We start from the raw sequence: 15,292 nt of genomic DNA, 5'->3' as shown, positions 1-15,292 counted from the left end.
ACCTCCTCGCGGTCAGCGGTGGGCGGTGCGGCTCAGCCAGAGCAGAGGACCGCTCTCCTGGTACCCGATGACCGCCCCCAGGAAGTCGCGGAACAGCGGATGAGGCCGGTTGGGCCGGGACTTGAACTCGGGGTGGAACTGGGTGCCCACGAACCAGGGGTGATTCTCCAGTTCCATGATCTCCACCAGATCCCCCTCCGGCCACACCCCCGAGGGGCGCAGGCCGGCGGCAGTGAGGCGATCACGGTAGGCGTTGTTCACCTCGAACCGGTGCCGATGCCGCTCCATTACCACCTCCGCGTCGTATGCGGCCCGGGCCAGGGAACCCGGGGTCAGGCGGCAGGGATACACTCCCAGCCTCATGGTGCCGCCCTTGGCCACCACCTTCTTCTGTTCCGGCATGAAGTCGATCACGGGATAGGGGGTATCGGGTTCGAACTCGGTGGAGTTGGCCCCCTCCAGGCCCAGCACATTGCGGGCGAACTCGATCACCGCGCACTGCAGCCCCAGGCACAAACCGAAATAGGGGATACGGAATTCGCGTGCGTACCGGGCAGCGCTGATCTTCCCTTCGATCCCGCGCGAGCCGAATCCTCCGGGGACAAGGATACCGTGCACGTCCCCCAGCACCGCAGTGGGAGCCTCGTGCTCGAGTTGCTCGGAATCCACCCACTTTATGTCCACGCTGGCGTCGTGGGCTATCCCGGCGTGGCAGAGGGCCTCGGCCACACTCAGGTAGGCGTCGTGCAGCGCCACGTACTTGCCCACCAGCGCCACTGTCACCCGGCGAGAGGGGTTTCTCAACCGCTCCACCAGGTTCCGCCACTCGGAGAGGTCCGGTTCTCCGCAGTTCAAGCCCAACACGGTGGTGGCTATCCTGCCCAGCCCCTCTTCTTCCAGGATGAGGGGAACGGCATAGATGGAGTCCACGTCCACGTTCTGGATGACCGCCTCCACGGGCACGTCGCAGAACAGGGCGATCTTTTCCTTGAGGTCGCGGGAAAGAGGTCGGTCCGTCCGGCACACGATCACATCCGGAGAAATACCTATGGAGCGTAGTTCCTTCACGCTGTGCTGGGTGGGCTTGGTCTTGAGTTCCCCCGCCGCCGGCACGAACGGGACCAGGGTGACGTGGATGTACATCACGTCCTGGCGCCCCACGTCGCTCTTGAACTGGCGGATGGCCTCCAGGTAAGGCAGGCCCTCGATGTCACCGACCGTACCCCCGATTTCGGAGATGACCACGTCGGCACCGCTCACTTCCGCCACCCGGTGCAGCCTCTCTTTGATCTCGTTGGTGACGTGGGGGATCACCTGCACGGTGCCACCCAGAAAGTCGCCCTTGCGCTCCTGCCCGATGACGGCGCTGTAAATCTGGCCCGTGGTGACGTTGTTCAGACGACCCAAGGACACATCCATGAACCGCTCGTAATGGCCGAGGTCCAGGTCGGTCTCGGCCCCGTCGTCGGTGACAAATACTTCCCCGTGCTGGAGCGGGCTCATGGTACCAGCATCCACGTTGATGTAGGGGTCGAACTTGAGCGCGGTCACCCGCAGTCCCCGCGCGGCCAGCAAACGCCCCAAGGAGGCGGCGGTGATCCCTTTGCCCAGCCCGGAGACTACCCCGCCCGTCACGAACACGAATTTGGCCATTTTCAGCCCCCCGTATCCCGGTGCGGCACTGTAAAAGAGAAGGGACGCCCGGCTGGCTGGTCTAGGCCCCTTCTTCCTCCTGAGCGTCCCAGGACGTATCTACGTCTTCCTCGTCCTCCTCTTCCTCTTCCTCCTCCCCCGGACCGACGCCCTCGGGCTCCTCCGTCTGTTCGATTTCCTCGCGCCACGGGGGTTCTTTACGTACGGGCCGCAGGACCTGGCTGGCCAGGGACCGGCTGATGCGCTGGCGCTGCCACTCACGCAGGCCCCAGTTCCCCTCCCCCAGGTAAATCAGACGGTGGTCCAGGTTGAGGTCGGTATAGATGCGGGCCACGTGAAGGGTGTCGTACCCGGCCTCCTGCCGGCGGCGCACGATCTCGTCGCACAGTTCCCGGAAGTGCATGGGGCGGTTGCGCTCCCGTAACGCTTCGCAGGCTATCTCCACCGTCGAAGGAGGAGCCTTGCGTACCCCCTCACCAGTCGCCATCTTCGTACCCATCTCTCCCCTTCCGCTCATCCTCCGCTATTTTAGCAAAAACCTCCCCGTGATCAACTCCAAAGGCGGCCAGCCCCGTGCCTGCTGACTCAGCCAGCGCCTGCGATCCCGGCGGCGTGGCCTCCGCCCGGGAGCCTGGCCCCCCCGGGTGGGCCCATGATTGCCGGCGGCGGGCCCGCTCGAGTTCGGCCGGCTCCATGGCCACCTGTCCCCCGTACATGAGCCTGCCCAACCCTTCCCCCAGTTGCCCGCAGCGCCCGCCGCAGAGCGGACATGCGGTGCGGGTGGCATCGGGTGACGGAGAGGGCTCCCGGTAGGCACAGATGACACCTTCGAAATTGCGCAGAATGACGCGATCCTCCGTCATGCCCAGCAGGTACTGGGGCGAGAGGGGGATTTTCCCACCCCCGCCCGGCGCATCCACCACGTAGGTGGGCACTGCGAACCCGGACAGGTGACCTCGGAGCATTTCCATGATCTCCAGACCCTTGCGGACACTGGTGCGGAAGTGCCCCAGACCCCAGGTGAGGTCGCACTGGTAGATGTAGTAAGGTCGCACCCGGGCCCGCACCAGCCCCCGCATGAGGTCGCGCATCACCACCGGGCAGTCGTTGATCCCCCGCAGGAGCACGGTCTGGTTCCCCACCGGGATGCCGTGATCGACCAGCATCCCCACAGCCTGCCGGGCTGCCGGGGTCAGTTCCCGGGGGTGGTTGAAGTGGGTGTTAACCCACAGGGGATGGTAGCGGGCCAGCGTCCGGCACAGGTGGGGGGTGATGCGCATGGGTACCACCACTGGCGCCCGCGTCCCGATCCGGATCACCTCCACGTGGGGGATGCGACGCAGTTCCCCCAGCACCCACTCCAGCCGCCCGTCGGCCATGGTGAGGGGATCGCCCCCCGACAGCAGCACATCGCTGACCTGGGGAGTGGCCCGGATGTAGTCCAGTGCCCTCTCGACCCGTTCGCGGGGAGCGGGCTTGTCGCGCACTCCCACCAGGCGCTTGCGGGTGCAGTGCCGGCAGTAGTTGAAGCACTGATCGGTGAGCAGGAACAATACCCGGTCCGGATAACGGTGGGTGAGACCGGGCACCGGCGAGTCCAGGTCCTCGTGAAGAGGGTCGTCCATCTCCCCCGGCGACCGCTCCAGTTCCCGGCTGCTGGGCACCGCCTGCCGCCTGACCGGGCAGGTGGGATCGTCGGGGTCAATCAGGGTGGCGTAGTAGGGGGTGATTGCCATGCGCAGGGTCAGGAGGCTGGCCCGGATGCCCTCTTCCTCCTCGGGAATCAGGTTGATGACCTGCTTGAGTTGATCCACCCTGGTAATGCGGTGGGCCAACTGCCACCGCCAGTCGTTCCACTGCTCGGGAGTGACGTCCCGGTAAAGCGGGATCTCCCGGTAATTTCTCATTTTGGGGCCTCCCTGGGAGGCGCCCCGGGCCGTGCCTGGCTAACCGCCCCCGGAGGGTGCAGCCTGGCGGGCGAGCATTTCCTGCAGGTAGCGGGGCAGGGCAAAAGCAGCCCTGTGCGTCTCACGTGTATAGTAACGGGTCACAATCCCGTCCAGCCGGTGCTCATCCGGCAGACGGGCGGGGTCGGGTCCGTGGGACCCGGACGCATATCCCCACCAGCCGGCGGGATAGGTAGGCACCGGACCCCAGTATATGCGGGTGACGGGGAAGTACTGGCCGATCACCTGGCGCGCCTTCACCAGCACGTCGGGCCGGAAGAAGGGTGACTCCACCTGGCAGGTGAATATCCCGCCCGGCTCCAGCACCCGGGCAAGGGAAGCGTAAAACTCGGGCCGGAACAGCCCCACCGCCGGCCCCACGGGATCGGTGGAGTCCACGATGGCAACGTCGTAAGCGGCCTCGCACGCCGCCACGAATTTCACCCCGTCCTCCACCACCACGTTCACGCGCGGGTCCTCCAGGCTGTCCGCCAGAAAAGGCAGGAATTCCCGGGCACTATCCAGCACCCGGGCGTCGATTTCCACCAGATCTACTTTCTCCACGGTGGGATGCTTCAACACTTCCCGTACCACGCCCCCATCTCCCCCGCCCACCACAAGCACCCGGCGGGGGTAGGGGTGCGTGAACATGGGTACGTGGGTGATCATTTCATGGTAGAAAAACTCGTCTCGCTCGCTAGTCTGCACTGCCCCGTCCAGGATGAGGGTGCGTCCGAAGGCCTCGGTTTCCACCACGGCAAGCTCCTGGTAAGCCGTCCTTTCCTGCCGAAGCACCGATCCCAGGCGATATGCCAGCCACAACCCCGGAGCATGCTCCTCCTCAAAGCGGAAGCGCAATTTCAGTCTCACCCCCATTTACACCGTGCATTATAGCACAGGCCGCTCGAGGGGGATACTCAATGGGAGGGAATCCGTGCAGAGCCGGCGGGAAAGGAAAAAGAGGCCGGGCAGAAGCGGCAAGGTCATCCTGGGCCTGCTGGCCGCACTGGCGCTGCTGGTGCTGGGGGCGGCGCTTGCCGTTCCCCTTCCGCAAATCCAGGTCCCGGAAGCGAGCGTGATCTACGACCACCATGGACGTCCCGCCGTCCACCTTTACGTGCAAAAGCGGGTGGAAGTCCCCCTGTCGCGCGTGCCGCGCCACCTGCAGCAGGCGGTGCTGGCCATAGAGGACGAGCACTTCTACCGCCACCCGGGCATCAACCCGGCAGCCATCGCCCGGGCCGCCTGGCGCAACCTGCTGGCCGGGCGCATCGTGGAAGGCGGTAGCACCATCACCCAGCAACTGGCCAAGAACCTCACCGGGCGTACCGAGCGTACCCTGGTGCGCAAGGCGTACGAAGCCCTTGTAACCCTCAGGCTGGAGATCCTGTTCAGCAAGGCCCGCATCCTGGAGATGTACCTCAATAGCATCTACTTCGGTCACGGGGCCTACGGGGTAGAGGTGGCTGCCCAGACCTACTTTGGGCACGACGTTTCCCAGGTGGATCTCCCCGAAGCGGCGCTTCTGGCCGGGCTGATCCGGGCCCCCGAGATTTACTCCCCCTACCGGGACCCCGAGGCGGCCCTGCGCAGGCGGAATCTGGTGCTTGACCGCATGGTGCAGGCGGGCATGATCACGCCCCTGCAGGCCCAGCAGGCCAAATCGACTGCCATCCGCCTGGCCGGATTGCGTCCGCCCGGGGAAGCGGGATACTTCGCCACCTACGTGCTGTCCGAACTGGGGAAACGTTACCCCGACCTCACGGGGGACATCTACCGGGCGGGATACCGCATCTACACCACCCTGGACCTGGACATGCAGCGGGCGGCGGAGAAGACCATCGCCCAGCTGGTACCCGAGCGGGGGCGCGACCCCAACGGTGTCCCCCAGCCCCAGGCAGCTCTCGTGGCCATGGAGCCCTTGACGGGGTACATACGGGCCATGGTGGGCGGTAAGGACTTCTCAGTGACTCAGCTCAACCGGGCCGCACCGCCGGTGCGCCGGCAGCCGGGGTCGGCGTTCAAGCCCTTTCTGTACGCGGCCCTGGTCGACAGCGGTCACACCGTGGTGGAACAGCAGGTGTGTGAGCCAGTAGTGTATCCGGGACCCACTCCCGCTCGCCCCTGGATCCCCACCGACTACACCTCGGAAAACCACGAACCCTACCATTACCGCCCCCTCATGATGAGGGAGGCCCTGAAGATTTCGGATAACGTGGTGGCATCCCGGTGGTGCATGGCCCTGGGACCATCCCGCCTGGTACGCTACGCCAAACTCATGGGTATCCAGAGCCCCCTGGAAGCAGTTGGCCCCCTGGCCCTGGGAGCCTCCCCCGTATCCCCGCTGGAACTGGCCGCGGCGTACTGTGCCCTGGCCAACGGCGGCTACCGGGTCACCCCCACCTGCATCCTGCGGGTGGAGGATTCCCGCGGCCGCGTCCTGGTCAACCCCGGCCGGACACCACCGCCCCGCGAAAAGGTGCTGGACGAGCGGGTGGCCTACATCGTCACCGACCTTTTGCGCAGCGTATTTTCACCGGGCGGCACTGCCGCCCGCCTCGGTCCCGTCATCAACAGGCCGGCCGCCGGCAAAACCGGGACCACCGACGAGCTACGTGACGCCTGGTTCGTGGGCTACACCCCCGACCTGCTGGCGGCCGTGTGGGTGGGGTACGACGATGGCACCACCTCGCTGTGGTCCACCGGAGGCGGCATCGCCGCCCCGGTGTGGGGAACCTTCATGAGTTCTGCGTTACACAACGTTCCCCCGCGGGAATTCCCGGTGCCCCAGGGAATCACCTGGGTACAGGTCTCCGCCGTGGACGGTCTGCTCCCCAACCCCTCTTCCCCCGTGGTGACCGAGGTGTTCATTGCCGGCACGGAGCCCAGCGCGGTCTCCCCGGCGTGGTGGTCGGGGAGCCCGCCCGAATGGGGGTGGGAAGACTCCCCCGGCTACCTGGCCAACCGCCCCCCGCCTCCTCCGCCACCTCCCGCGCACACCCAGGGGGGCAACCGGGATGGCTCAGCGGGAACGGGACAACCCGAAGCCAACCCCGGTGCCGAGCCCGAAGCCAGCCCCGAGGCAGACAAAGAAACCACCGGCAACTGACGCAAATCAGCGGCTGCGGCACGCGGTTACGGGGCTTCTGCGAGGGTGACGGTGAACTCAAGGCGCCGGTTGCCGCGCTGGACCACCACCTGCAGCTTGTCGCCGGGACGGTGCTCGTACAGGGCGGTGCGGAACTCGGCCAGGGAGTTCACCTCGCGCCCGCCCAGGGCGAGGATGATGTCCCCTGCCCTGATGCCGGCCGCTGCCGCCGGGCCACGGGGATCGACCTCCTGCACGGGAACCCCCTTCGGGATGTTCAGCGCGCGCGGATCGTACAGGCCCACCCCCAGACGAGGCCGGATCACTCGGCCGTACTGCATGAGCTCGTTGACCACCCGCAGCACCATCTTGGACGGGATGGCCAGTCCCATGCCCTCCACGTTGGGTACGATGACCTTGATGGTGTTTATGCCGATTACCTCACCCCGGGAGTTGCACAGGGGGCCACCGCTGTTGCCGGGGTTGATCGCGGCATCGGTCTGGATCAGCTCGAGGATGTAGTCCCTCTCCTCGATCTGTACAGCCCGGTTCAACCCGCTGATGATGCCGGCGGTCACCGTGCGCTCAAAGGCCGGACCCACCGGGTTCCCAATGGCCACCGCCAGCTCCCCCACCTTGAGGGCGTCGGAATCGCCGAACGCAGCCGGCTTGAGGCCGACCACGTCCACCTTCAGCACGGCCAGGTCGTAGAGGCCATCGGAACCCACCACGCGGGCGGGAACCCGGCGCTTGTCGGGCAGGATGACCGTGACCTCGCGGGCTCCCTCTATCACGTGATGGTTGGTGACGATGTACCCGTCCTGGGTCAGGATGACGCCCGAGCCTCCCTTGGTCTCGCGGGACCAACCCCAGTAGTACACCGTCGCCTCGATGCCCACGACCGAGGGGCCCACTCTCTCGGCCACGGCCACCACCGGCCACTCTGCCCCCGGCAAAACGGGAGAGGCGTGGACCGGAGCCACGGTCACCGGCTGGGGCCTGCGGATACCGCGCACCGATGCAACCCAGGCATCAGGGGCCAGGACTCCGAAACCGAGGGCCCCCAGGACACAGGCTACCAGTACCACGACGGCCAGGAATCGGACCGAGAATATGCGTCTCTTTGGTTCCAGCGGACCATAGAAGTAGCTCACACTTCCACCTCCAGAACCGGGTGGCCTGATTGAATCCCTCCGGGGCCGCCCGCACACCCCCTGCCCGGGGGCAGGGAACACCGCGGGCGGGGCACCCACCCCCGATTAAGGCACGCGCGTCACCTGAGCGCCCAGCGCGCGCAGCTTTTCGTCCAGGCGCTCGTAGCCGCGTTCGATGTACTGCAGGTCGTCGATCTCCGATTCCCCCTCGGCAGCCAGGGCTGCCACCACCAGGGCAGCTCCACCCCGCAGATCGTTGCGGGCCCGCACCGGCGCCCCCAGCAGCCGCTCCACACCCTCCACGATGGCCGTGCGGCCTTCCACCTTGATCCTGGCCCCCATGCGCAGAAGTTCGCTCACGAAGGTGAAACGGTTCTCGTATATGGTCTCGTGGATCACGCTCACTCCCTCAGCCAGTGCCGCTACGGATACGTAGGGCTGCTGCAGGTCAGTGGGGAATCCGGGGTAGCGCAGGGTGCGCACGTTGGCAGCCCGGGGCCTGCGAGGGCCCCTCACCCGAATCCAGTCGCCGTTGGTTTCCACCTCCGCGCCCGTCTCCCTCAATTTGGCCGCCACCGCCTCCAGGTGCTTGGCGATGGCGTTCTCTATGCAAACTTCGCCCCCGGTGGCGACCGCAGCCATCATGTAGGTGCCCACTTCGATCTCGTCTGGGATGATGGCGTGCTCGCCACCCACCAGGTAAGGGACGCCCTGGATGCGAATGAATTCGGTACCGGCACCGTGGATGCGGGCCCCCATGGCGTTGAGGTAGTTCGCCACGTCGGCCACGTGGGGTTCGCGGGCTGCGTTCTCGATAACCGTGGTGCCCTCGGCCACGCACGCCGCCAGCATGATGTTGATGGTGGCCCCCACGCTGGCGTCATCCAGGTAGATGGTGGCGCCCCGCAGGCGCTCGGCGCGCGCCTTGACCACCCCGTACTCCAGGCTCACCTCTGCCCCCAGGGCCCTGAAACCCTTAATGTGCAGGTCAATGGGGCGAACACCGATGTCGCATCCCCCGGGAAGGGCGACCTCGGCCTGTCCGAACCTGGCCAGCAGCACCCCCAGCAAGTAGTAGGAGGCCCGCAGCCTCTTCACCAGGTCGTAGGGGGCCTTCCAGCACTGGAACCCGTTGGGATTTATCTCCAGCATGCCCGGCCCCCGCCAGGATATGTCGGCCCCCAACTCCCGCAGGATGTTGATGAACACATGCACGTCGCCTATAGCAGGGACGTTCTCAAGGCGGCTGGGGCCCCGCGCCAGCAGCGCGGCGGGAATAGCCGCCACCGTCGCATTCTTGGATCCCGACGCTCTGATTGTGCCGTGGAGGGGACGCCCCCCCACCACCCTGAGTTTAGACAATATGCACCATCCTCACCTTGCCTGGCTTGTTTGCTTCTGCAGGGGTCCGAACATCTCCTGCCCCTGGCGAGGATAAGGCTGATCCAGGCCTTCCAGTTCGCCGGTGTAGGCGTTCACGTAGAGCACCGTGCCCGAGCCAAGCCGCACCCGCCACACCGGGACCGCCTCCCACTCGCGGGCGTCATACACGGGGCTGTAGAACCCCGCTTCCACCTGCACCACCACTGCCCCCTTCTTCACCAGGAAGGGGACCGCCCGCACCAGCGCCTCGGTGGCGGGCAGGATGGGTCGGGCGCTACCGGAGGGCTTCTCCGGGACCGGCCAGGCGGCATACGCTTCCTCCACCCCGTGCGGACCGACCAGGGCCATGGCACGGCTGCCGAAGAAGCGGTGGCCTGCGGTCTTGCAGGTGAACACCACCAGGTACCGTCCCCCCCCGACGGGGGTGCGGTAGTCCAGCTCCCCACCGGCAGGCAGCCCACCACGCTGGGCCCAGAACTCACGCGCCAGCTGCACCGCCCGGGTCGCATCCGGCTCTCCCCCGCCAGTTGCAGCGGGCGACCCGGCTGCCGCTCCAGCCGGGGCCAGAGACCCGGGCGCGGCACCCGCCGAGGACGCTGGCAGCCGGCGGTAAAACACCTCTCCCCCCGGATATATCACCACGGCCTCCTGGCCCTTCCGCCCCACCCAGACCTCACCCTGGGCAACCACCTTTGCGCCCGCTCCCAGGAACCGGGCAGCCAGGGCAGCGGGATCCGGTTGGGGGTTACTCACGGTGAGCAGGGGCAGGGGACGGGCCCGCCGGGGGATCTCCGCTGCGAGAACGACGCCCCGTTCCCGCAACTGAGCCGTCACCTCCCGCACTTCCCGGGCGGTCACCCTGTAGAGGGAGGCATTTGGCGTTGCCGGCCCCGCCCACAGGCGGTAGCCAAGCAAAAGATTAACTCCGAGGAAGGCGATGATCAAGATATTCTTGGCCCGCGGCCAGTCCAATTTCTACCACCTTCCTCCCAGGGATTGCACCTGGCCGGTGACACCGTCCACGGCCCAGGACTCCTCGTCCGTGCGGACGATCCAGGCGGGGCGCAGTTCGCCGCCCGCCGCGGGATGGCCCACGTACGCCAGGTATACATCCGCCACCCGTGTTCGGTCGGGATGCCGGGCGGCCAGCCGGGCCAGAGCCTCCTGGGCGGGCATGATGCGGTGAGAACCGGTCGCCTTTTCCCAGGGGATCCAGGCAGCAGCCCGGTACTCGTACAGCCCGTGCTCTCCCACCGCCAGGCTCACCGCTCCCCCGGGCGCCACTGCCACCAGGCCGTTCGCCAGCAGGCCCATACCCAGTCTCCACGCCCGTTCCCCTTCCGGCCGGACGGACCAGCATCCCCACAGGACCATCCCCTCCGGGACCCCGCCGTGGGCGGTAACGAAGGAGAGGGCCACGGAGAAAGCAGAATCGGGCTCAATACTCCCGCGCGCCGCCGTCGCGCGCGGGGTGTTGTACTCGAGCGCCCCCGAGGGGTAAACCCTCAGGCCCGACCGGCCATCGGTGAAGATGGTGGCGCCATCCCGCTCCTCGATGCGGCGCACCACGGTGGGGTCGGCGAAGAATTCGCTCACCAGGGTGTGCCCGTAACCCGGCGGGGGAACGAAGCCGGCTGCCAGCCGGGGCACGGCACCCAGTTTGGGTACCCACAGGCCGGGGCCGGCTTCCCACCCTTCCGGCAGGGCGGGGGCCACCAGGGGGATACCACCTTGCTTCGCCAGGACCTCGGGCGCTGCCAGGCCGGAGAGAAGCTGGGCCAGCGTGCGATAGTCCCGATCAGCCCCCCCTTCCAGCGGGTAGACCCGGCCCTGGCGTCGCACGGCCACGTAAGGCCAACGCTGGGGGCTGACCACAAACCCCTCTACCGGATCCTCACTGCCACCGCGCAGACCGTAGGCCCGCGCGACTACACTCCCTGGCAGGGGGGCGCCAAACCGCACTTCGAAGAAGGCACCATCTTCCAGCGCCCGCGCGTCCGCGTCCCGCAACGGCTCCTGCGCAGGCGGCCCCAGTTGGGCCAGGAGCCCCGCGCGCACACAGCCCCCCTCCCAGAGGTCCTGGTACCCGCCCGAACCGGGCAGGAACAGGGCGTGGCGATCTCCCCCCAGGTGGACGAAAAGGCGGGTGGGCTTGACCACCTGGGACCACTCGGGGGGCGGTGGTACCGAGGGTGGCTCCTGCCTCCACAGTTCCTCTCCGGTGAGAGGACCAGCAGCGCTCCACCACACGCCGAAGGAAAGGACCAGGCTGAGGACGACCAGCAGGACCAGGACGCCACCTTTTACCTTCTCCCAGCGCCTGTTATCGCCCACTGGCATCATCCCCCAGGGGAACCCAGAAGGTGACCCGGGTACCCTGCCCCACGGTGCTGGTAATCCAGATATCTCCGCCGTGGGCCTGCACTATTTCCTGGGCAATAGAGAGGCCCAGTCCGGTTCCACCCAGTTCCCGGGAGCGACCCTTGTCCACCCGGTAAAAACGCTCGAAAACCCGCGGTAGGTCCTCGGCCGGGATGCCCACGCCCGTGTCTTCCACGGCACACACGAGCCGCCGCGCCTCCACATGCAGGGACACAGTGACCCTGCCCCCAGGCGGCGTAAACTCAACGGCATTGGAGAGCAGGTTTGAGAACACCTGCGTCAACCTTACCTCGTCCCCCACCACCATGGGCAAATCGTCGGGGGCGTCAAGGGTAAGTTTCAACCCCTTGCGCTCGGCTGCCGGGCGCAACCTCTCCAGGGCCTGCTCGGCGGGATCGCGCATGTCGACGGGCTCCATGTGCCAGGAGGCCTGCCCGTGCTCCAGTTGGGACAGCAGCAGCAGGTCCTGCACCAGGTGGGTCATCCTCTCTGTCTCGGCAGCCACCGTATGCAGGAAACGCTCACACACCTCCCGGTCGTCCATGGCCCCGTCGAGTAGCGTTTCCACGTAGCCCTTCACGGTGGCCAGGGGCGTGCGCAGCTCGTGGGAGACGTTGGCCACGAAATCCCGCCGCATCTCCTGAAGCCTGGTCTCCTCGGTGACGTCGCGCATCACCACCACCAGCCCCCGGTCCCCTCCCTCCAGGCGCAGGGGCGCGAAGTACGCGTGCAGGACGCGACCGTCCCGCCTGATGGTCCGCTCGGCCGGCACCTCTCCGCTCCCGCCCTTTGCTGCGGCACCACCGCCCCGGGCGCTCCCCTCTGCGGCGGAGTACCCGTCGGGCAACAGGCCGGGCAACAGTTCGTCCACGGGACAGTCCACCACCGGGGCGGCCAGCCCCAACAGCCTGGCGCAGGCCGGGTTCATGAGCACCACCCGTCCCTCAGGGTCGAGGGCCAGCAGCCCCTCCGCCATGTAGGTGAGCACCGCCTCGAGCTTGGCCTTCTCCGCCCTGATCTCCTCAAGTGTCTGCGCCAGGCGCGAGGTGAGGAAGTTGAACATGGAGCCCAGTTGTCCGATCTCGTCATTGGATAGGACGGATATGCGTTGCGAGAAGTCCCCGGATGCCATCCGCCCCGCCTTGGACGTGACCTCCCTGATGGGCCGGGTGATGCTGAGAGAGAGAAGATACCCCAGCCCGGCAGTGACGGCCAGGGCCAGGGACGTTCCCACCAGCAATAGCCGGCGGATATCCCCCAGCACGCGGTACGTGCTCTCCAGCGAGGACGCGATGTAGACGGCCCCCAGCACCCGGTCCCCCGACCGGATGGGCCGGGCCAGGTGAAGCTGCCTCTGCTCGGTAACGGGATTCAGGCGGACCGCCTCCGCCCGTCCCCCGGCCAGCGCCCGCGCCACCTGGGCCTGCAGGATGTGGGGCTGGCCGCCCACCGCGCCACCGGAACCGTAAGCGACAAGTTCTCCCCCCGCTCCCAGCACGGCGATCTCGTTCCCGGATTGCACGGCGAACTGGTTCACCAGGCGCTGCACATAATCACGGTCAGGCTCTGGCACGAGGTAGCGTTCCAGGAAGCTCGCCACCAACTGACCCTGGGCGTCCACGGCAGAGACAAATCCGCGCAGGTAATAATGCTCCAGGGCCTGAAGCAGGTATCCGCCGGTAACCTCGACGGCCAGCAGCAGCAGCAGGAGGTAGATGAGCACCAGCCGCCACTGCAGGCTCTGGACCATGCGTTCCCAGCGCAGCCGGAACCTCCCGCGTCCGCCTGCGCCGCTCTCCGCGGAAGGCGCACCGGTCCCCGCGCGTGCACCGTTCGTTTCGGGTGCAACGGCCGCCGTCCGGGGTCGACCGTTCTTTGTGGAGAACCCGTCAGTCTTTGCGGAAATAGTATCCTGCCCCCCGCTTGGTGAGGATGTACTGGGGGTTCGCCGGATCATCCTCGATCTTCTCCCGCAGGCGCCGCACGGTCACGTCCACCGTGCGGGCGTCGCCGAAGTACTGGTATCCCCACACCTCGTCCAGCAACACCTGTCTGGTCAGGATCTGACCCGGCCGCGAGGCCAGGATGCGCAGCAGCTCGAACTCCTTGACGCTCAGGGGGATGCGTCGGCCGGCCTTTGTCACCTCGTACGTGCCGGGATCGATGACGAGGTCCGCGGCCCGGATGGGGGTACCCTCCGCTCGAGGAGCAGCGGCCCGTCTCAGGATGGCCCTCACCCGCGCCACCAGTTCCCTGGGGCTGAAGGGCTTGGTGACGTAGTCGTCGGCCCCCAGTTCCAGCCCCACCACCCGGTCAACCTCGTCGGCCCGCGCCGTTAGCATGAGAATGGGCACCTGGGAATTCTTGCGTATCTCCCGGCACACCGCGAGTCCGTCCAGCCCCGGCAGCATGAGGTCCAGGATCACCAGGTGGGGAGGATCGGCCTGGACACGCCGCAGCGCTTCCTGCCCGTCAAAGCAAGTTTCCACCTGGAAACCTTCTTTCTCGAGGTTGAAGCGCACCAGCTCAGCGATGGGCTTTTCATCTTCAACGATCAGGACCTTCTGCGCCACCTGCTACCCCCTCGCCTCTCGCCATCCACTCCTGCTCCAAGTCGGCCAGGCTCCGTCCCCAGGCCAGCCGTACTGCGTCGGGGAACGAGGTCCCCGCGGCCAGTTCGGAAATCAGCAGGCGCAAGGCCTGGTCTCCCCCCTCATGGTACAGGAAAGATACCGCCGAAATCGAGGCCCCGTAAGCCGTGTCGTCCGGCAGGCGCGGGAACTCCCGCTCCAGCCGCGGCCAGGGCAGGAGCGGAGCACGATCCGGATCGTACAGCACGTCCCCCGTCAGTCGCCATTCCTCCAGTTGCGCCAGCCCTTCCTGAAACCAGCGGGGGACCCGGTCGGGTGCCACCAGGCCCAGCAGGTAATGAGTGAGTTCGTGGGCCAGCGGCCCGGACAGATCTCCGCGGTACAGCAGGTGAATGATGCCCCCAGAGTATACCCCTGAAGATGCCCTGGCCGCCGCGCCACCAGCATATTCTTCCAGGGAAACCAGATCGGGATGCAGCACTACCGGTACCGGGCCCCGGGGCTGCACGCCCAGATCGGCGGTCACCCTCGCGTACGCGCGCTCAAGTTGTTCTACCACCTGCTGGTCTAGCCGTACTGCCGTTCCTGACGGGATTCCTCCCCCGCCGGCTCCCCGCCGCATGGGATCGTCTTTCCCACGGGAAGACAACATCACCCAGACATGAAAATGCCCTGCCTGGAGTGGCTCGCCGGGCAGCTCCCGCACCCCGTACCACGCCCGGAGACCGAGCACGGCCCGGCCCAAATCTGGAGCCAGATCGCGGATGATGCAGGTCGCCAGCAGGCACAACAGCAGTGCGGCAACGCCCTTCAGTATCCGGTTGTTGCAGCGGGGACGAGCCGGCGCCCCCCAAGTAATAGCCGGCATGACACAAATATTCTACCTCTATTCAACTCTTCTTGCCACCTGAGATGCCGCGAGCGGCGTGACCCTGCTCCGACCGCCACATCAGCACAGGGCCGACGTCAAAAAGAAAGCGGGTGATACGTGCGTATCACCCAGGATATATGAAGAGGGGGTCAACACAGCGGCGCACTGGAGGCTCGCCTGCTGGCTGTATAGTACGCCCTCAATGTTTCAGGCATGTTACAACC

General features: G+C 66.7%; 12 protein-coding genes. 1 reads left to right on the top strand and 11 read right to left on the bottom strand.

Features of this window, described 5'->3' with window-relative positions:
- Positions 1-12: 12 nt before the first annotated feature.
- The 4 genes from AB1446_07910 to speE form a co-directional block, all read right to left on the bottom strand.
- Entirely contained in the window at positions 13-1,653 is a 1,641-nt protein-coding gene (locus AB1446_07910; GenBank protein MEW6546823.1) for a CTP synthase, read from the bottom strand.
- A 61-nt stretch (positions 1,654-1,714) separates the two neighbouring features.
- A complete protein-coding gene (gene rpoE / locus AB1446_07905) occupies positions 1,715-2,152 on the bottom strand; it encodes a DNA-directed RNA polymerase subunit delta (protein MEW6546822.1) in 438 nt (145 codons plus the stop codon).
- Entirely contained in the window at positions 2,127-3,560 is a 1,434-nt protein-coding gene (ablA, locus tag AB1446_07900) for a lysine 2,3-aminomutase (GenBank protein MEW6546821.1), read from the bottom strand. Before ablA ends, rpoE begins: the two co-directional genes overlap by 26 nt.
- A gap of 39 nt (positions 3,561-3,599) precedes the next feature.
- Positions 3,600-4,469, bottom strand: a complete 870-nt coding sequence (speE, locus tag AB1446_07895; protein MEW6546820.1) for a polyamine aminopropyltransferase — start codon at positions 4,467-4,469, stop codon at positions 3,600-3,602.
- A gap of 64 nt (positions 4,470-4,533) precedes the next feature.
- On the opposite strand from speE, the gene AB1446_07890 reads away from it, so the two are divergent.
- On the top strand, positions 4,534-6,708 hold the full coding sequence (locus AB1446_07890; GenBank protein ID MEW6546819.1) for a PBP1A family penicillin-binding protein: 2,175 nt from the start codon (positions 4,534-4,536) through the stop codon (positions 6,706-6,708).
- A gap of 26 nt (positions 6,709-6,734) precedes the next feature.
- Here the strand turns inward: AB1446_07890 and AB1446_07885 are convergent, their stop codons facing one another.
- The 7 genes from AB1446_07885 to AB1446_07855 all read right to left on the bottom strand — a co-directional run bounded on the left by AB1446_07885 (position 6,735) and on the right by AB1446_07855 (position 15,065).
- A complete protein-coding gene (locus AB1446_07885; GenBank protein ID MEW6546818.1) occupies positions 6,735-7,841 on the bottom strand; it encodes a trypsin-like peptidase domain-containing protein in 1,107 nt (368 codons plus the stop codon).
- 105 nt (positions 7,842-7,946) lie between these two features.
- A complete protein-coding gene (locus AB1446_07880; GenBank protein MEW6546817.1) occupies positions 7,947-9,203 on the bottom strand; it encodes a UDP-N-acetylglucosamine 1-carboxyvinyltransferase in 1,257 nt (418 codons plus the stop codon).
- A 12-nt stretch (positions 9,204-9,215) separates the two neighbouring features.
- Positions 9,216-10,196 carry a hypothetical protein gene (locus AB1446_07875; GenBank protein ID MEW6546816.1) on the bottom strand — a complete coding sequence of 327 codons (981 nt, stop codon included), beginning with the start codon at positions 10,194-10,196 and terminating at the stop codon, positions 9,216-9,218.
- A gap of 3 nt (positions 10,197-10,199) precedes the next feature.
- Positions 10,200-11,558, bottom strand: coding sequence for a hypothetical protein (locus AB1446_07870; protein MEW6546815.1), 1,359 nt, complete (start codon positions 11,556-11,558; stop codon positions 10,200-10,202).
- A complete protein-coding gene (locus AB1446_07865) occupies positions 11,548-13,356 on the bottom strand; it encodes an ATP-binding protein (protein MEW6546814.1) in 1,809 nt (602 codons plus the stop codon). Before AB1446_07865 ends, AB1446_07870 begins: the two co-directional genes overlap by 11 nt.
- 139 nt (positions 13,357-13,495) lie before the next feature.
- A complete protein-coding gene (locus tag AB1446_07860; GenBank protein ID MEW6546813.1) occupies positions 13,496-14,179 on the bottom strand; it encodes a response regulator in 684 nt (227 codons plus the stop codon).
- Positions 14,154-15,065 carry a hypothetical protein gene (locus AB1446_07855; protein MEW6546812.1) on the bottom strand — a complete coding sequence of 304 codons (912 nt, stop codon included), beginning with the start codon at positions 15,063-15,065 and terminating at the stop codon, positions 14,154-14,156. The genes AB1446_07860 and AB1446_07855 overlap by 26 nt, the downstream gene beginning before the upstream one ends.
- Positions 15,066-15,292 lie beyond the last annotated feature (227 nt).

The organism is Bacillota bacterium (assembly GCA_040757085.1).
GTDB lineage: Bacteria > Bacillota > Sulfobacillia > JACIYH01 > JACIYH01 > JACIYH01.
The sequence above is the reverse complement of the archived record's forward strand: the minus strand, read 5'-3'. Positions and strand labels throughout refer to the sequence as shown.